Source organism: Roseibium sp. ROS1, from assembly GCF_054658215.1.
This window is the reverse complement of record NZ_BAAGIG010000003.1, coordinates 1,269,597-1,286,426: the sequence shown is the minus strand read 5'-3', so window position 1 is coordinate 1,286,426 and position 16,830 is coordinate 1,269,597. Positions and strand designations below refer to the sequence as shown.

Here is a 16,830-nt window from a genome sequence, read left to right as displayed (position 1 = left end):
GGTTGCCTGGCCAGCGGCGTTCCAGCTCTCGCGGTTGAATGCCCGTCGGTCTGGCCCAGGAGGAGCCGCATTGTGAGCCTGGAATTTTTGATTACTGCTCTTGTCGTGGTGCTCGTTCCGGGCACCGGTGTTGTTTATACGGTTGCCGTCGGACTTGGCAGAGGCCGTCAGGCATCCGTTGCCGCGGCCTTCGGCTGCACCCTCGGTATCATTCCCGCAATTCTTGCGTCCGTCGTGGGCCTGGCGGCGCTGATGCACACCAGTGCCCTGGTATTCCAGGGCGTGAAATACGCCGGTGTCGCCTATCTTCTCTACCTCGCCTGGCAGACGCTGAAAGACAGCGGACCGATGGAACTGAAAGCTGACAGGGGTTCGCGCAAGAGCTTCCTTGCAACGGCGCGCACCGGCTTCCTGATCAACATCCTCAATCCCAAGCTGACGGTATTCTTCCTCGCCTTCCTGCCGCAATTCGTCAGCCATGATGCCGTCAATCCAACGCTCGACATGCTGCTGATGGGCGGCGTCTTCATGGCAATGACCTTCGTTGTCTTTGTCATCTATGGCGCGTTTGCTTCACTGGTCGGCGAGAAGGTGTTGAAGAGCGATCGCGTGATGGTCTGGATGCGCCGGACCGTGGCTGCAACCTTCGCCGGGTTCGGTTTGCGGCTGGCTCTGGCGGAGCAATAATCGGATCATCGCCGACACGGTGTGAGACGGTCAGGAGGAACAGGAATATGAACGCCATAAAGCGTTATGCCCTTTCGGTTGTTCTTGTCGTCTGGACCGTCCTCGGACTGATAGTCGCTTCGCACGCAAGCGAACAACGCACTGCGCTTGTGATCGGAAACGCGCAATATGGCTATGGCCCGCTCGCCAATCCGGTCAATGACGCTCTGGCCATCGCCCGCGCCCTCGACAAGGCCGGTTTCGAGGTCATCCTTCAGACTGACGCCAACCGCGATGCCATGGAGCAGGCGATCCGGGCCTTCGGTGATCGGCTAAAAAAGGAGGGTGGCGTCGGCCTGTTCTATTACGCCGGCCACGGTATCCAGATTAAAGGCGAAAACTACCTGCTGCCTGTGGCAGGGGATGCGCCGGCGGACGAGGTCCTGCAGCAGCAGTCGGTCGCGGTCAGCGAGGCCGTGGAAGTAATGACGTCGTCCCATGACGGGCTCAACATCGTCGTGCTGGACGCTTGCCGCAACAATCCCCTCGGTGGGGCATCGTCCGGCCTGTCGCGGATCGACAGCAATGCGCGCCTGTTCGTCTCGTATTCGACGTCACCTGGCTCCGTGGCTCTGGACGGGCAGGGCAGCAACAGCCCTTTCACCAAGCATCTTGCCAGCGCCATCGCGACCCCGGCGCTCAATCTGGAAGAAACCTTCAAGCGCACGCTGAAGGGTGTCTTCCAGGAAACGAACGGCCAGCAAACGCCCTGGATTTCCTCGTCCTTCTTCGGAGATTTCACCTTCGTTGACGGCGGCGCGGATAATCCGGCAGGATCGGTGCCCAAGATGGCCGCTCTTGCGGCCATCGGAACCGCACTCAAGGAGAGCGCCGCGCGCACCGGTCCGGCCCGCCAGATCTCGGGTGTTTACCGGGTCGAGGGAACCAACCCGAACGGAACGACCTACGACGGCATGCTGGCAATCACGCCGGAAGACCGGAATGTGCGGCTCACCTGGTGGATCGGGACCGACGTCTTCACCGGCGTCGGCGAGTTCGCCGGCCGCATGCTGGTGGTCAACTGGGGAGACAAGCACCCTGTCGTCTATTCCTTCACTGGCGCGGAAACGCTGGACGGTGAATGGGCGGACGGCTCGGCCAGCGAAAAGCTGACGCTCTATTCGCGCACTGCGCCGGTCGAGGCGGAAGGGCTGACTGGCAACTATTCGGTTGCCGGCCGAAACCCGGACGGCACGACATATGACGGTACGGTCGTGTTGACGCAGCAGGGCCGGACATTCACGCTGATCTGGACAGTCGGCACCGACAGCTATCGCGGCGTGGGTAAACTGGACGGCAACGTGCTGACGGTGGACTGGGGCGACAAGACGCCGGTGGTTTACGCGGTCATGGCGGACGGGCATTTGAAAGGCCTCTGGGCCGCGGGCCGCGGCGCTGAAGAACTGACGCGCATTCAAGGGCAATAGGAACGGGAGCCGGTGGGAATTCATGACTGACACGGTTGTATTGGTAACGGGCGGGAGCCGGGGGATCGGCGCTGCCGTCAGCCGCAAGGTTGCGGCGCTCGGTCACAAGGTGATCGTCAACTACACGCACAACCAGGCTGCCGCCGATGCTCTCGTCGAGGAAATCAAGGCGGCCGGCGGCGAGGCCGTGGCAGTTCAGGGTGACGTCCAGAACGAAGCCGACGTGCTGCATCTTTTCGCCGAAGCCGACAAGCTCGGCACTCTTAAGGGTCTGGTCAACAATGCCGGTGTTGTCGACTATTCCCAGCGCGTCGATGAAATGACCCTGGAACGTCTGACACGAATGTTCTCCATCAACGTGATCGGCGCCTTCCTGTGTGCCCGCGAAGCGGTCAGACGCATGTCGACCAAGCATGGCGGCACCGGCGGCGTGATCGTCAATCTCGGGTCTGCAGCCTCCAAGCTGGGGTCACCTGCCCAATATGTCGATTATGCTGCCTCCAAGGGGGCTATCGATACCATGACTGTCGGATTGGCGCTGGAAGTTGCCGACGAAGGTGTTCGCGTCAACGGTATTCGCCCCGGCATTATCGACACAGATATCCACGCCTCGGGCGGCCATCCTGATCGGGTGGCCCAGCTCAGGTCCAAACTGCCGATGAAACGTGCCGGAACCGCCGACGAGGTGGCCGAAGCGATTCTGTGGCTTCTCTCCGACCAGTCCAGCTATACGACCGGTGCCATCCTCGATGTCTCCGGCGGCCGGGCAATCCTTCCCTAACCCCCATTCAAACCAGAAATGAAAGAGGCAAAGGCGACCAAAATGTCCCAATATGATCTCGTCGTCATCGGAACCGGTCCTGGCGGCTACGTCTGCGCGATCAAGGCTGCGCAGCTCGGCCTGAAAACGGCTGTCGTCGAAAAACGCGCAACGCTTGGCGGCACCTGCCTCAACATCGGCTGCATCCCGTCCAAGGCGCTGCTGCATGCCTCGGAAATGTTCGAAGAAGCCGGCCACGGTTTCGAAAAACTCGGCATCAAGGTCGCGAAGCCCAAGCTCGATCTGCCGGCGATGATGGAACACAAGACCGGTGTGGTCGATGCCAATGTGAACGGCGTTGCCTTCCTGATGAAGAAGAACAAGATCGACGTTCACACCGGTACCGGCAAGATCCTGGCCAAAGGCAAGGTCGAGGTTACCGATGCCGACGGCAAGGCAAGCGTACTGGAAACGAAGAACATCGTGATTGCCACCGGTTCCGACGTCATGCCGCTGCCGGGTGTGGAGATCGACGAGAAGCAGGTGGTCTCTTCCACCGGCGCTCTGGAACTGGACAAGGTGCCCGGCAAGCTGCTCGTCGTCGGTGGTGGTGTCATCGGCCTTGAGCTCGGCTCTGTCTGGAACCGTCTCGGGTCGGAAGTGACCGTGGTCGAGTTCATGGACAAGATCCTCGGACCGATGGACGGTGACGTTTCCAAGAACTTCCAGCGCATGCTGAAAAAGCAGGGCATGGAATTCAAGCTGTCCTCCAAGGTCACGGGTGTCGAGAAGAAAGGCAAGGGCCTGGCCGTGACTGTCGAGCCGGCAAAGGGCGGCGATGCGCAGGTTCTCGAGGCCGACATCGTTCTGGTTGCCATCGGTCGCCGTCCATACACGGAAGGCCTGGGCCTTGATGGGGCAGGTGTTGCCCTGGACGAGCGCGGCCGTGTCAAGATCGACACCCACTACAAGACCAATGTCGACGGCATCTACGCCATCGGCGATGTGGTCGTCGGTCCGATGCTGGCCCACAAAGCCGAGGACGAAGGCGTTGCCGTTGCCGAAATGCTGGCGGGCCAGGCTGGTCACGTGAACTATGATGTCATCCCGGGTGTTGTCTACACCCAGCCGGAAGTCGCTTCCGTCGGCAAGACCGAGGAAGAACTGAAGGCGGCCGGCGTCGAGTACAAGACCGGCAAATTTGTCTTCTCCGCAAACGGCCGCGCGCGCGCCATGAACAAGACCGACGGTTTTGCCAAGGTTCTGGCGGACGCAAAGACCGACCGCGTGCTTGGTGTTCACATCGTCGGCTTCGGTGCCGGTGAGATGATCCACGAAGCTGCTGTCCTTATGGAGTTCGGTGGATCTTCCGAAGACCTTGCACGCACCTGCCACGCCCACCCGACCATGTCGGAAGCGGTCAAGGAAGCAGCCCTCGGCGCATTTGCGAAGTCGATCCACGCGTAATCAACGCTTGAACGATGTCTTTTCGATATCGGTTCGGGGCATCCGGTCACCGGGTGCCCCGTAACATTTTTGTTGGATCTGCCGTCCTGCGGACCGGCAGACGCCATTCAAGTTTGAAGCTCTGCAAGTAAACGTAAAAAATGCCGCGCATCTGCAACTAATGCGCTAGAGTGTTGTCCTGTCAGGGGTGGTGCATTTCAAAAAAAGGCAGGAGATGCTTTGCTTGAAAGGCAACGGGGCAACAATCAAAATCTGAATTTCACCCGCGGCTGGCTGCCAGTCGTTGCAGGGGGCGTATTGCCGTTGGTTTGCGGCCTGGTGTTTTTCTGGCCGGAGCGAACCATTCCCTACGTGGATGACCTCTTCTTTATTCCCTGGGCATCCGAATTTGCGCAAACGGGCCGTCACTTGAATCCGCTTCTTGCGGTCCAGTTCCCGGGGCTGGAATCCTATCATCTCCAGCCAAGGCTTCATTTCATTCTGTCCGGCTGGTTTTTGAAAGCCGCGGGGATCAGCACCGCGACAATCGTCCTGTACGAATTCCTCTGTTACGTGGCGACCAGCCTGGTCTTCGTGGTGTTCTGCCTCAGATTGAACCTCCGCACCGCTGCGCTTTTCACACCGTTGATCTTTGCGCCCATGTATGTCGTTTCCGGCTTCCGGCTGGAACTGACGGGTTCATTCATCTGGATGCTCGGACTGCTGCTGGTCCTGCCGGTTGCAGTCAGGGCAGGTACGGGTGACACGCGGCAGACCGGTCCGGAAACTGTTTCCGCCGTTGCGGGTACCGCGCTTCTGGGAATTGCTCCGCTGACTGCACTGTCCATGCTTGCCTGGAGTGTTGGCGTCATTGCCGTTCTTCAGATCTGGAGGCTCAGGACTCGGCAGGCAAGCCTCGTTCGTGTGCTGATTGAAGGCCTTGTCGCCCTCGCTATTGCCGTTGCCCTGTTTGCGGTCTCGGTGAACTTCGAGTTTGCCGAGTTCTTCCGGCAGATCGCCTATCATTCCAGCCGGTCACATGGCTCCGGCAAGTTCAATGTGGAAGCGATCTTCCGGGCTGCCATGTTTGCAGGCGTATCTTGGGTTGTTTTCCGCAAATCCCGCACTGCCGGGATAATCGGCTTTTGCCTTGCCGCGGGACAATTATTCGGCGCCTTCGTGCATGACCGGCCGCTGATCCGGAATCTTGCGGCCGCAATGTTGTTTCTGCTGGCGGTCGACGTGCTGTTGAAAGACCACTGGCACAGGGTGAAGCTTGGCCTTTGCGCCGCATTGGTGCTGGCGCTTTCCTCCAACTTCATCGTTTTCTATGTGCTGTCGGAACCTTTGCCAAACAGGCAAGCGGTGGTCGAGGCCTACCGGCAGGATCTGGCGGATGGAAAGCGGGTCTTTATCGACGAAACGATGGCCCACCATTTTCTGGATCAGAAAACGTCCGGTGCCCTGTCCTGGACCTGGGGAGGCACATTTCCCAAGGGGCGGCCGACCAGTATGGCAGACCTGAAGGAAGGCGACGTCTGGTATGTCAGCGAATATACCCTGCTCGGATACCTGAAGGGCAGGCATGACGTTGCTGAAAGGGTTTGGCCGAAGAACGACTATCCCCACGTCCTCCAGTTCTCCTGCATTCTGGGCCGTCATTCCTGTAATCTGCCTGCCAAACGCTGGACAATGATGCGCCTGGAAAGGCTAGGGGGAACGGTGATGGCAACGGAACTCGGCTCAGGCGCCGGACCAAGACCGATAGACGAAAGCTAGCAGCACGCTCCCTGGCGGCTGCTATCGGCACGAACGTGCGTGCCGTAGGGGGGAGACACGGGACTGGACAAGGCTAGCCTGAAGCCGGGCAAAAAGGCTTGTCAGTGCTCCTTCAGGCAGAGACCATGGTCGCCGAAAGCCTTCAGAACGTTGCATTCGGTCACCGTGTGGTCGCCTTCACAGCTTGTTGCGATGCGCTTCAACTCCGCCTCCAGTTTGCGCAGGTGGGCAATCCGCTGGCGCACTGCCTTCAACTGATCTTCGGCAATTCGGTTGGCGGCTTCGCACGGTTTGTCCGGATGCTGGCTGAGGTCTATCAAATCACGGATGGCCGGCATTGGCAGGCCGAGGTCGCGGCAATGCTTGATGAAGCCAAGCCTTTCCAGGTCGCTGGACCGGTAGCGCCTCTGGTTGCCCTCGCTGCGGATCGGCGCTTCCAGCAGGCCTTCCTTTTCGTAATAACGAATCGTCGGAACCTTCACGCCGGTCCGTCTTGAAAGGTCACCAATTGAAAAATCCATAAAAAGCCTCTTGAAGCTCTAGTCGCTATAGCAATTACAAGGGACAGGAACCGAAAATCAAGCGACTCGAACAAGGAGTGCATCATGGGTGCCTGTTGCGGACATTCCCACGGAACATTTGACGGAATGTCGAAGGACTATCGCCGCCGGCTCTGGCTGGTGATCGCGTTGAACGGTGGCATGTTCATCGTCGAGATGATTGCCGGCCAGGCAGCCGGCTCAAAGGCGCTGCAGGCCGACGCCCTCGATTTCTTCGGCGATGCGGTCACCTACGGCATATCATTGGCTGTCATTGGCGCATCGCTGAAGACCCGGGCCCTGGCTGCGATTGCAAAGGGCACAAGCCTGTTTCTGATGGGCGTCTGGGTGGCTGCCACCACGCTCTATCAGGTGTTCGTGCTTGGCGTGCCGCAGGCCGCGGTGATGGGCTCCATCGGCTTTCTGGCGCTGGCCGTAAACCTTGCCAGTGTCCTGCTGCTGGTCCGATACAAGGATGGTGATGCCAATGTGCGCTCCGTCTGGCTGTGTTCGCGCAACGATGCCATAGGCAACGTCGCCGTCATGCTGGCGGCCGCCGGTGTCTGGGGAACGGCAAGCGCCTGGCCGGACCTGATTGTCGCCGGTCTCATGGCGGCTCTCTTCGTCAGTTCCTCGGTCCAGATCCTGAGCCAGGCCATAAAGGAATACCGGCACAAGACGGAGCACGAAGTGGCGGCTGAATAATTCGCCCTTTCCGGAACATGACTCAAGTGGTGGTGCTTCCCAGATGCACCACCGTTATTTCCGGAGGAACACCGAATCGGACCGGCAGGATCGAGCAGCCAAGACCTCCGGAAACGATGAGGTGGCGGGGCTCCGTTTCAAGGCCCAGGTGCCTTGCCAGCTTCGTCCCTTCCGTTTCAACGATGTGGCCATAGGCGTAGCTTTTGACGCTGCGTTTGGGAAAGGCAGGTTTGTAACCGAAACAGTTGACCTGCCCGCCATGGGTGTGACCGCTGAGCGTCAGGCTGATGCGGCCCGGCACTTCGCGGATGATGTCAGGCTCATGTGCCATCAGCAGCACGGGCGCATCGTCCGTCACCTGGGCAAGCGTGCCGGTCAGGTCATCCAAACCTTTCCAGCGGTGCCGTTTGATCTTGCGGTGCGGTCTCAGCGCCAGCTGGTCGTCGACGCCGGCAAGCCAGAAAGCCTGGCCGTCCTTCTCGAACCGTTGAGCCCGGTTCTGGTAAAGGGGAATGCCGGCGTTCAGCAACGCCTGACCATATCTGGTCGGCCCACCGCCAGTCAGCTGCGCGTCCGCGTCGTCCCACCAGTCGTGATTGCCGAGAATGGCGTGGGTCCCGAGCGGGGCCGACAGATCACCGAAGAGATCAGCCCACGCCTGTGGCGGGATCGGGTCGTATTGCCATTTGTGGCTGGCCACATAGTCGCCCAGCATCAGGATGATGTCGGGCTTCAGAGCGTTGGTCTGCCGGACGATGGAGCGAACCCGCTCCAGCCCCATCCAGGGATCGCAGACATGCGGGTCGGCTATCAGCGCGGCTTTCAGGTTCAGCCCTGTGGGCCATCGTGGAGGCGTCAGGTGATAATGCTTCAGGCTGAGCCGAAAAGGCTCAACGCCAATCGCATAGGCAGGAGCGGAAACGGCACCCAGCATTGCGATGCCACAGGTTTGCAGGAAACGGCGTCTGGAAATCATGAGACTGTATCAACCGGTTCTTCAGGATAATCCCGAGTGAACCGGGCTATTGAGGCGTCGATACGGCCCGATAAAGGCAGGTTTCAGCAGATTTCGTGCAGACGGTATTCAGCCGAAAAAAAGCCCGCTGCGGAGCAGCGGGTCTTGGTCTGGAGCTTGTTTACCGGTGGAGGTCACTCCGACACGGCTTCGCCGGTGGTCGGCTGAATTACGGTCTCGCTTACGATTGCATTGCTGAGATCGTTGGTGGCGATGGCCACATCCGAGTCGGTGTCCGGGAGGACGGGCGTTTCCGCCACTGTCATCTGTTTAGACTGGGCTGTCTTGTTCCAGCTGCATGCAGCGGCCGGTGCAATTGCAAACGCGGTTACGGCAAGGGCCGCAATGCCGGTGCTCAATAGGCGCATGTTACATCTCCGTCCGTTGGCCTGCGCTACACTTGCGCAGTCTTACGTAAGGTAAGGGAAAACGGAGGTCTGACAAGGAAAAAGCGAAAGGCGATTGTCGTCGCACTGCCCCTGACCGGTTACTCCCGCTGGAGATTGTAGGTGGTCTCGGTTCGCGGTTCGGACAGATCGTTGACGACGTTGATCACGTGAACATCCAGAAGCTCGCCAAAGGCCCGCAATGTCAGTTGCTTGCTGCTCAAGAAACCGATCAGCAGCACCTGAATGGCACCATCTGAGCGCATTTCCCCTTTGGTCCAGCCCCACTTGCAGTCACGCGGGATGCAGGAGGTGAATGCGCGTACGCGCACATGCACCGCTTCATTCTCGCAGCGGCTTTCCACCTCGACGCGCGAGATCTCCTTCGGCTTGGCATTCGAATTGACCCAGACGCCGTCTTCGGGAAGTGGACAGTAGACGCGCTGCGCCAGCGAGGGCGCTGCCGACAGTAGAAGAAGACCGGCTGCGAGTAGTATCAGACGCATTCGTTATCTCCCGGCGAAACAGGCTGTTTCAGCAACCTAACCGTTTGTGGCGGAAGCGGCTACAACGGAGTTGGAACTAACATGGGAATCGAATGAAATTCCCCGCAAACAACAGAGACTTATCATGCAATCACTCGAAACGTCGCGGTTTCGTCTGCGCTTGCCGGAAGAACCGGACTTTCCAGTCTACAAGGCGTTCTTCGAGAACGGCGAGGCCTCACACTTCTATGGTGGGCCGTTGCGCGCGGACTCTGCCTGGCGCGTGCTGGCAAGCCACCTCGGCCACTGGCAACTGCGCGGCTATGGCATGTGGGTTATCGAACCGAAAACGGGGGCAGATATCATCGGTGGTTGCGGCTTCGTTTGGCCCGAAGGCTGGCCAAGACGGGAGCTGACCTGGTGGCTGATGCCCCAGGCACGCGGCACCGGTGCAGCCGTGGAAGTCTCGCAGGCGGCAATCCGCCATGCTTACGAAGTCTATGGCTGGCCACTGGTCGAAACGCATATGAAGGATGACAACGAGGCAGCAAGGGGACTGGTGCGCAAACTTGGCGGCGAGCCGATTGCGCGCGAAATGTTTCCTGATGGCAAGGAAAGGACAGTCTACGGATTTCCGAAACCTGACGGATCCTAACGGCGCGGATGGGCCTTGTCGTAGGCGGACAGGAGATGGGCGCTGTCGATTTCCGTATAGATCTGCGTTGAGGCAAGACTGGCGTGGCCGAGCAGTTCCTGGATAGTCCTGAGATCACCGCCGCCAGCCAGCAGATGTGTGGCAAAGGAATGGCGCAGGGCATGCGGGGTCGCGCTGTCCGGCAGGCCCAATGCACCGCGCAGGCGTGCCATGGCCAGCTGGATCATGCGCGGGTTCAGCGGACCGCCGCGGGCACCGAGAAACAGGGGGCCATCGGGCGAAATCGCGTAAGGGCAAAGTTTCAGATAGTGCTCCACCGCCTGGCAGACCGCCGGCAGGATCGGGACAATCCGCTCCTTGCCGCCTTTGCCGACGACACGAAGTGTCTTCGTTCCGGTTTTGGGGGCCATGGCACCGGTCAGCGACAGAGCTTCCGAAATCCGCAGGCCGCAGCCGTACAGCAGGGTCAGGACGGCGGCGTTGCGGGCTTCCAGCCACGGCTCGCGTTCCATCGCCAGGTCACCGCTGGTCACGTCGATGGCGTCCTTGGAGGAGACGGGTTTCGGCAGGGATCGGGCCTGCCGTGGTGGCCGCACGGCGGAAGACGCGGCAGCGTTCACTTCGCCCCGCCGCTCCAGGTACCTGAGGAACGACCGGATCCCGGCAAGGCCGCGGGCGAGCGATCGACTCTGGGCACCATCACGGCGGCGGCTTGCCAGAAAGCCTCGAAAGTCGGCCGGGCGGAGCGCTGCAATTTCCTTGAGGTCCGGTGCCCCGCCCAGATGGTTGGTCAGGAACCGCAGGAACTGGCGCAGGTCGCGTTCGTAGGCAAGCAGGGTCTTGTCGGAAAGGCGTCGCTCATCGGACAAGTGGTCAAGCCACTGGTCGATGCGGCGGTTGAGTTCCGGCCGGGCGGTGACGAGCAGCGATTCGGATTTGGAGGATGCGGCACACATGGTGCCAATGTGATGCCGGATCCCCAACGGTTCCGTTAACATCGCGCTACATGGCGGCTATTTTTCGTCAAACCGGCCGACAGGTGGTCCCACTCCCACCAGGAGGTGAACAGGACCGACTTGTCCCCCAACACCAGGCAAAAGGTATTGGAACGTCCTGTTGCCCTTGGCAGGCGCCAGGAACGGCAAACAAAAACGGCCCGGAAATCCGGGCCGTTCGTTTGTCTGAAAGGTCGGTGATCAGAGAATGCTCTGGCCGGTCTTGGCCCAATCGGCCAGGAAAGCTTCAAGGCCCTTGTCGGTCAGCGGATGCTTGACCAGGGCCTTCAGCGTTGCCGGCGGTACGGTTGCGACGTCGGCGCCGATGATGGCGCAATCCTTCACGTGGTTCGGCGTGCGGATCGACGCAGCCAGAATTTCCGTGTCGAAGCCGTAGTTGTCGTAGATCACGCGGATTTCGCGGATCAGCTCAAGCCCGTCGGCATGAATATCATCCAGACGGCCGATGAACGGCGAAATGTAGGTTGCGCCGGCCTTGGCTGCGAGCAGGGCCTGGTTGGCCGAGAAGCACAGGGTGACGTTGGTCTTGGTGCCTTCTTCGGTCAGCTGCTTGCACGCCTTCAGGCCATCGAACGTCAACGGCAGCTTGATGACCACGTTGTTTGCGATCGCGCCAAGGACGTGCGCTTCCTTCATGATCGTGTCGAAATCGGTTGCGGCCACTTCGGCGGAAACATCGCCTTCGGTGATGGCGCAGATTTCTGCGATGACTTCCTTGAAGTCCCGACCGGACTTTGCGATCAGCGAGGGGTTGGTGGTGACACCGTCAAGGAGGCCGGTTGCTTCCAGTTCCTTGATTTCAGCCGTGTCGGCCGTATCGACGAAGAATTTCATCTGTCTTTACTCCATGTAGGGCTACCGGAGCGTCGCCGGAAACCTGGTCCCGGCTAGCGGGACAAAACGATTGCGTGGTCAGCTGGGCTCTCTTTACCCTAGGATGATGACAAGAAGAACCCCTGATTCTCTGGTGGACGAAATTTTTGCGGTACGTACCTCAAGAATGGCGAGGCTTGATCCCGGCGACCGGACGGGCAATGTCACGCCAGGGTTCGAGCCGTGCCAGGCGCATGGTTTCGCGGCCGTTCCCGGAGCGATGAGGACCTGACACCCAGTGCTGTTCGACGATCCAGACTTCCAGGAAACCATTGCCAGCGTGCTGGTGCCGGTCGCGGTTGCGGGGGCCTATACCTACAAGGTGCCGCCCGGCCAGTCCGTGGTTCCGGGCACCATCGTCAAGGTGCCGCTCGGCCCGCGCGAGGTGATCGGCGCTGTCTGGGATATCGAGCCGGACGCGGCCATCAATCCAAAGAAACTGAAGACCATTTCCCATGTCTACGACAAGACGCCGCCGCTTGATGATGATCTGCGCCGGTTCGTCGACTGGGTAGCGAACTGGACACTTGGCGCTCCGGGGATGGTGCTGCGCATGGTGTTGCGGTCCGAAGAAGCGCTGGAGCCGGAGGCACCCGTTCCCGGTGTCCGCCGTATCGAAGGTGCCGAGCCGGATCGTCTGACGCCGGCACGCGGGCGCGTTCTGGCGACCATGGAAGACGGCTTTGCCTGGACGAAAAGCGGCCTTGCCCATGCTGCCGGCGTGTCCGCTTCCGTCATCGACGGCCTGCTTCAGCAAGATGTCCTGGAAACCGTCCTGATGCCGGCGGCTCCTCCGCCGCCGAAACCGCAACTGGACTACGCGCAAAAACCGCTGACCCCGGCGCAGCAGGCCGCGGCAGACGGCCTGACGGCCTGTTTCGGCAAGGGTGGGGCCGTTGCCCTGATCGACGGTGTCACCGGCTCGGGCAAGACGGAAGTCTATTTCGAGGCGATTGCCGAAGCCTTGCGCCGGGGAAAGCAGGCGCTGGTGCTGCTGCCTGAAATCGCACTCACCGAACAGTTCCTGCGGCGCTTCGAACAACGCTTCGGGGTCTATCCGGCCGAGTGGCATTCCCAGATCACGGTCAAGAACCGGTCGCGGGTCTGGCGCGGGGTGGCCTCCGGAGATGTGCGGGTGGTGATAGGGGCCCGCTCCTCGCTGTTTCTGCCGTTCAAGGAACTGGGCCTGATCATCGTGGACGAAGAACACGATGCGGCCTTCAAGCAGGACGACCGGGTGCCTTACAGCGCACGCGACATGGCTGTTGTCCGCGGCCATCTCTCCGGCTTCCCTGTTGTATTGGCTTCGGCCACGCCATCCGTGGAAAGCATCGTCAACGCAGAGGTCGGCCGCTACAAGCTGTTCGAGCTGCCCGAACGGGCATCCGGTGCTGCCCTGCCGGACCTCATGGCCATCGATATGCGCCAGGACGGGCCGGAACGCGGACGCTGGCTGGCACCTGGCCTGGTCCACGGCATCGCCGGCACCTTCGCCGAAGGGGGGCAGTCGCTACTGTTTCTCAATCGGCGCGGTTATGCACCGCTGACCCTTTGCCGTACCTGCGGCCACAGGTTCCAATGCGCTCATTGCAGCGCCTGGCTGGTGGAGCATCGTTTTCAGAAAAAACTCGTTTGTCACCACTGCGGCCATCAGGAGCCGGTTCCCAAGGCCTGTCCGTCCTGCCAGTCGGTAGACAGTCTGGTTGCCTGCGGTCCCGGCGTGGAAAGAATCGCCGAGGAAGTGACCGAGCTCTTTCCGCAGGCGCGTGTGCTCGTGCTTTCGTCGGATATTGCCGGCGGGCCGGATCGGCTGAAGCGCGAAATGAAGATTGTCGAGGAAGGCGGAGCCGACATCGTCATCGGCACGCAGCTGGTCGCCAAGGGACATAACTTCCCGCTGATGAAACTGGTTGGCGTGGTGGATGCGGACCTTGGCCTTGCCCATGGCGATCCGAGAGCTGCGGAAAAAACCTTCCAGCTGCTTGCCCAGGTGACAGGCCGTGCGGGCCGCGTCACCGGCGGCGGCAAGGGTTTCCTGCAGACCTACAATGCCGATCATCCCGTCATCAAGGCGCTGCTTTCAAGCGACAAGAAGGCGTTCTACCAGGCCGAGATCGAGGCAAGGCGGGCAGCAGGTCTGCCGCCGTTCGGGCGTCTTGCCGCCGTCATCGTCTCCGGACCAGACAGAGGATTTGCAGAAGGCTTCTCGAGGGCCCTTGCCCGTGCCGCACCGCCGGATCAGGCCGTCACGCTCCTTGGGCCTGCGGAAGCCGCCCTTGCCATGGTGCGCGGACGCTATCGTTTCCGCCTGCTGGCAATGGCCCCCCGCCAGTACGATCTGCAGGCCTATCTGCGGCATTGGCTAAGCATCGGCCCGAAGCCCACGAAGGGGCTGCGCCTGCAAGTGGACATCGACCCGCAGCATTTTCTCTAGGTGGTTTTTGCGTTCATCGGAAAAAGCGCCTGCCGTTCATACGAGTTCGGCGTGGGAGAATCGGGTGGAACCGCAGGGGCATTGTTTGCAATTGTGGCAACGCTGCTGACGGCAATAATCCCGCCTTCCGCGCAGCTGCGGCAAAAACGCCCTCCTGGCTTGCCCCTTTCAGCCCTGTGCAAAGGCCTTTTTGCCCGCTCTGCAGAAAACCGTCTAAAGGTTTATGACGGTGCGGAGACGTTGATCTGAAACGTTTTTTATCGACCTTTGACAAAAAACACCGAGGAATCGGCAATAACAGTCTTTAGGCGAAGTTGCACACTGAGAAACCCTGTGCTAATTGAGGCGCGGCTTTGGGGGCAGCGGTTTAACCGTCATACCTTCTGACCTTGAAATCATTCATTTTTTCAATGCTTTGCGAGCGCTAGCCGTTTCGTGGGCATGAAAAACGTCAGAGAGCACGGACCTGGTGACTGACAACGTATCTCTCGTATCCGGCGTGGCACAGCGTTATGCGTCCGCCCTTCTCGACCTCGCCGAAGGCGAAGGTGTAACGGCTGACGTGGAGCGGGATCTGACAGCTTTCGAAGGCATGCTTGCCGAAAGCGAAGATCTCGTCCGTCTCGTGAAAAGCCCGGTATTCAGTGTGGAGGAGCAGCTTGCAGCGCTTACCGCACTTCTCGACAAGGCAGGCATCAAAGGCCTGGCTGCTAATTTCGTGAAGCTGGCAGCCCGTAACCGGCGCCTCTTCGTTCTTCCCGGCATGATCAAGGCATTCCGCACCCTGCTTGCGCAAAAGCGTGGTGAGGAAACGGCTGAGGTAACCTCCGCAGCTGCCCTTTCCGACGATCATGTCGCTGCCCTGAAAGAAGCTCTCTCGGCTTCCACGGGCAAATCTGTAAACATCGTGGCAAAGGTTGATCCTGCCCTGATCGGTGGCCTCGTGGTCAAGGTCGGCTCCCGCATGATTGACACATCGCTGCGTACCAAGCTCAATTCACTCAAGTTCGCGATGAAAGAGGTCGGCTGATGGATATTCGGGCCGCGGAAATCTCCGCAATCCTCAAGGACCAGATCAAGAGCTTTGGCCAGGAAGCCGAAGTTTCTGAAGTCGGTCAGGTGCTCTCCGTCGGTGACGGTATCGCCCGTGTTTATGGTCTGGACAAAGTCCAGGCTGGTGAAATGGTCGAATTCCCGGGTGGTATCAAGGGCATGGCCCTGAACCTGGAAACCGACAACGTTGGTGTCGTTATCTTCGGCTCCGACCGTGACATTAAAGAAGGCGACACCGTCAAGCGGACCGGCGCCATCGTGGAAGTGCCGGTCGGCAAGGGCCTCCTGGGCCGCGTTGTTGACCCGCTCGGCAACCCGATCGACGGCAAAGGCCCGATCGAGGCAACCGAAAAGCGCCGCGTGGACGTCAAGGCGCCGGGCATTCTGCCGCGCAAGTCCGTGCACGAGCCGATGTCTACCGGCCTGAAAGCCATCGACGCCCTGATCCCGGTTGGCCGTGGTCAGCGCGAGCTGGTCATCGGTGACCGTCAGACCGGCAAGACCGCGATCATTCTCGACACCTTCCTGAACCAGAAGCCGCTGCATGCTTCTGACGACGAAGACGCAAAGCTGTACTGCATCTACGTTGCTGTCGGCCAGAAGCGCTCCACCGTCGCTCAGTTCGTGAAGACCCTGGAAGACGCCGGCGCGCTGGAATACTCCATCGTCGTCGCCGCTACCGCTTCCGACGCTGCTCCGCTGCAGTTCCTGGCACCGTTTGCCGGCTGCGCGATGGGCGAGTTCTTCCGTGACAACTCCATGCACGCCGTGATCGGCTACGACGATCTGACCAAGCAGGCTGTGGCCTACCGTCAGATGTCCCTGCTGCTCCGTCGTCCGCCGGGACGTGAAGCTTTCCCGGGTGACGTTTTCTACCTGCACTCCCGTCTGCTGGAACGTGCTGCGAAGCTGAACGAAGACCATGGCAAGGGCTCTCTGACCGCACTGCCGGTTATTGAAACCCAGGGCAACGACGTGTCCGCGTTTATTCCGACCAACGTGATCTCGATCACCGACGGTCAGATCTTCCTGGAAACGGATCTGTTCTACCAGGGTATCCGCCCGGCCGTGAACGTTGGTCTGTCGGTGTCCCGCGTGGGTTCCTCCGCTCAGATCAAGGCGATGAAACAGGTTGCCGGCCCGATTAAGGGTGAACTGGCTCAGTACCGCGAAATGGCGGCCTTTGCCCAGTTCGGCTCCGACCTCGACGCCACGACCCAGCGCCTCCTGAACCGTGGTGCACGTCTGACCGAACTTCTGAAGCAGCCGCAGTTCTCGCCGCTGAAGACCGAAGAACAGGTTGCAGTCATCTATGCCGGCGTGAACGGCTACCTGGATGCAATCCCGGTCAACCGCGTGAAGGACTTCGAAGAAGGCCTGCTTCTGTTCCTTCGTGGCGAGCACAAAGCGCTGCTCGACGCCATCTGGGAGAAGAAGGCACTCGACGACGAGCTGACTGGCAAGCTGAAAGCTGCCATCGACGCGTTCGCCAAGAACTTCGCTTAAGACCACGCCGGGATAAGGAGCAGGG

16 protein-coding genes are annotated in these 16,830 nt (G+C 60.3%); 10 read left to right on the top strand and 6 right to left on the bottom strand.

The window, feature by feature from the left end:
• Positions 1-72: 72 nt before the first annotated feature.
• From ACYQ6M_RS22075 to ACYQ6M_RS22055, 5 genes are all read left to right on the top strand, one after another.
• On the top strand, positions 73-687 hold the full coding sequence (locus ACYQ6M_RS22075; protein WP_022999012.1) for a LysE family translocator: 615 nt from the start codon (positions 73-75) through the stop codon (positions 685-687).
• A gap of 47 nt (positions 688-734) precedes the next feature.
• Positions 735-2,153, top strand: a complete 1,419-nt coding sequence (lfb1, locus tag ACYQ6M_RS22070; RefSeq protein ID WP_460075577.1) for an LIC10280 family protein — start codon at positions 735-737, stop codon at positions 2,151-2,153.
• 22 nt (positions 2,154-2,175) lie between these two features.
• Positions 2,176-2,934: an SDR family oxidoreductase gene (locus tag ACYQ6M_RS22065; protein ID WP_367020879.1), complete on the top strand. Its 759-nt coding sequence runs from the start codon at positions 2,176-2,178 to the stop codon at positions 2,932-2,934.
• A 42-nt stretch (positions 2,935-2,976) separates the two neighbouring features.
• The gene (gene lpdA / locus ACYQ6M_RS22060; protein WP_031268678.1) at positions 2,977-4,380 is read left to right on the top strand and encodes a dihydrolipoyl dehydrogenase; all 1,404 of its coding nucleotides are present in this window, start codon (positions 2,977-2,979) and stop codon (positions 4,378-4,380) included.
• 297 nt (positions 4,381-4,677) lie between these two features.
• A complete protein-coding gene (locus ACYQ6M_RS22055; RefSeq protein ID WP_460075574.1) occupies positions 4,678-6,138 on the top strand; it encodes a hypothetical protein in 1,461 nt (486 codons plus the stop codon).
• A gap of 101 nt (positions 6,139-6,239) precedes the next feature.
• Here ACYQ6M_RS22055 and ACYQ6M_RS22050 read toward each other — a convergent pair whose 3' ends face one another.
• Entirely contained in the window at positions 6,240-6,659 is a 420-nt protein-coding gene (locus tag ACYQ6M_RS22050; protein ID WP_460075572.1) for a MerR family transcriptional regulator, read from the bottom strand.
• 84 nt (positions 6,660-6,743) lie between these two features.
• Between ACYQ6M_RS22050 and ACYQ6M_RS22045 the strand changes: the two genes are divergently transcribed.
• A complete protein-coding gene (locus tag ACYQ6M_RS22045; RefSeq protein WP_168686502.1) occupies positions 6,744-7,382 on the top strand; it encodes a cation transporter in 639 nt (212 codons plus the stop codon).
• A gap of 22 nt (positions 7,383-7,404) precedes the next feature.
• Here ACYQ6M_RS22045 and ACYQ6M_RS22040 read toward each other — a convergent pair whose 3' ends face one another.
• The 3 genes from ACYQ6M_RS22040 to ACYQ6M_RS22030 all read right to left on the bottom strand — a co-directional run bounded on the left by ACYQ6M_RS22040 (position 7,405) and on the right by ACYQ6M_RS22030 (position 9,289).
• Positions 7,405-8,358, bottom strand: coding sequence for a metallophosphoesterase (locus tag ACYQ6M_RS22040; RefSeq protein ID WP_460075570.1), 954 nt, complete (start codon positions 8,356-8,358; stop codon positions 7,405-7,407).
• Positions 8,359-8,531: 173 nt separating this feature from the next.
• A complete protein-coding gene (locus ACYQ6M_RS22035; protein WP_206908641.1) occupies positions 8,532-8,765 on the bottom strand; it encodes a hypothetical protein in 234 nt (77 codons plus the stop codon).
• Positions 8,766-8,884: 119 nt separating this feature from the next.
• Positions 8,885-9,289 carry a serine/threonine protein kinase gene (locus ACYQ6M_RS22030; RefSeq protein ID WP_460075566.1) on the bottom strand — a complete coding sequence of 135 codons (405 nt, stop codon included), beginning with the start codon at positions 9,287-9,289 and terminating at the stop codon, positions 8,885-8,887.
• Positions 9,290-9,413: 124 nt separating this feature from the next.
• Between ACYQ6M_RS22030 and ACYQ6M_RS22025 the strand changes: the two genes are divergently transcribed.
• A complete protein-coding gene (locus ACYQ6M_RS22025) occupies positions 9,414-9,923 on the top strand; it encodes a GNAT family N-acetyltransferase (RefSeq protein ID WP_055657201.1) in 510 nt (169 codons plus the stop codon).
• On the opposite strand, the gene ACYQ6M_RS22020 is transcribed toward ACYQ6M_RS22025, so the two are convergent.
• Positions 9,920-10,879 (bottom strand): tyrosine recombinase XerC, encoded by a 960-nt coding sequence (locus tag ACYQ6M_RS22020; RefSeq protein ID WP_075281679.1) that lies wholly within the window; start codon positions 10,877-10,879, stop codon positions 9,920-9,922. The two genes, ACYQ6M_RS22025 and ACYQ6M_RS22020, sit on opposite strands and share 4 nt — an antisense overlap.
• Before the next feature lie 240 nt (positions 10,880-11,119).
• Positions 11,120-11,773, bottom strand: a complete 654-nt coding sequence (gene fsa / locus ACYQ6M_RS22015; protein WP_022999000.1) for a fructose-6-phosphate aldolase — start codon at positions 11,771-11,773, stop codon at positions 11,120-11,122.
• Between the two features lie 277 nt (positions 11,774-12,050).
• Here fsa and ACYQ6M_RS22010 point away from each other — a divergent pair, with 277 nt between their 5' ends.
• The 3 genes from ACYQ6M_RS22010 (at position 12,051) to atpA (ending at position 16,805) form a co-directional block, all read left to right on the top strand.
• A complete protein-coding gene (locus ACYQ6M_RS22010) occupies positions 12,051-14,246 on the top strand; it encodes a primosomal protein N' (RefSeq protein WP_075281678.1) in 2,196 nt (731 codons plus the stop codon).
• 469 nt (positions 14,247-14,715) lie between these two features.
• Positions 14,716-15,276: a F0F1 ATP synthase subunit delta gene (locus ACYQ6M_RS22005; RefSeq protein ID WP_022998997.1), complete on the top strand. Its 561-nt coding sequence runs from the start codon at positions 14,716-14,718 to the stop codon at positions 15,274-15,276.
• Entirely contained in the window at positions 15,276-16,805 is a 1,530-nt protein-coding gene (gene atpA / locus ACYQ6M_RS22000; protein ID WP_022998996.1) for a F0F1 ATP synthase subunit alpha, read from the top strand. The genes ACYQ6M_RS22005 and atpA overlap by 1 nt, the downstream gene beginning before the upstream one ends.
• Positions 16,806-16,830: the final 25 nt, after the last annotated feature.

Bases quoted from the DNA above. Each gene is read 5' to 3' on its own strand.
- ACYQ6M_RS22020 (WP_075281679.1), bottom strand. From the start codon at position 10,879: ATGTGTGCCGCATCCTCCAAATCCGAATCGCTGCTCGTCACCGCCCGG.
- fsa (WP_022999000.1), bottom strand. From the start codon at position 11,773: ATGAAATTCTTCGTCGATACGGCCGACACGGCTGAAATCAAGGAACTG.
- ACYQ6M_RS22030 (WP_460075566.1), bottom strand. From the start codon at position 9,289: ATGCGTCTGATACTACTCGCAGCCGGTCTTCTTCTACTGTCGGCAGCG.
- ACYQ6M_RS22025 (WP_055657201.1), top strand. From the start codon at position 9,414: ATGCAATCACTCGAAACGTCGCGGTTTCGTCTGCGCTTGCCGGAAGAA.
- ACYQ6M_RS22065 (WP_367020879.1), top strand. From the start codon at position 2,176: ATGACTGACACGGTTGTATTGGTAACGGGCGGGAGCCGGGGGATCGGC.
- lpdA (WP_031268678.1), top strand. From the start codon at position 2,977: ATGTCCCAATATGATCTCGTCGTCATCGGAACCGGTCCTGGCGGCTAC.
- lfb1 (WP_460075577.1), top strand. From the start codon at position 735: ATGAACGCCATAAAGCGTTATGCCCTTTCGGTTGTTCTTGTCGTCTGG.
- ACYQ6M_RS22045 (WP_168686502.1), top strand. From the start codon at position 6,744: ATGGGTGCCTGTTGCGGACATTCCCACGGAACATTTGACGGAATGTCG.
- ACYQ6M_RS22035 (WP_206908641.1), bottom strand. From the start codon at position 8,765: ATGCGCCTATTGAGCACCGGCATTGCGGCCCTTGCCGTAACCGCGTTT.
- ACYQ6M_RS22050 (WP_460075572.1), bottom strand. From the start codon at position 6,659: ATGGATTTTTCAATTGGTGACCTTTCAAGACGGACCGGCGTGAAGGTT.
- ACYQ6M_RS22040 (WP_460075570.1), bottom strand. From the start codon at position 8,358: ATGATTTCCAGACGCCGTTTCCTGCAAACCTGTGGCATCGCAATGCTG.
- atpA (WP_022998996.1), top strand. From the start codon at position 15,276: ATGGATATTCGGGCCGCGGAAATCTCCGCAATCCTCAAGGACCAGATC.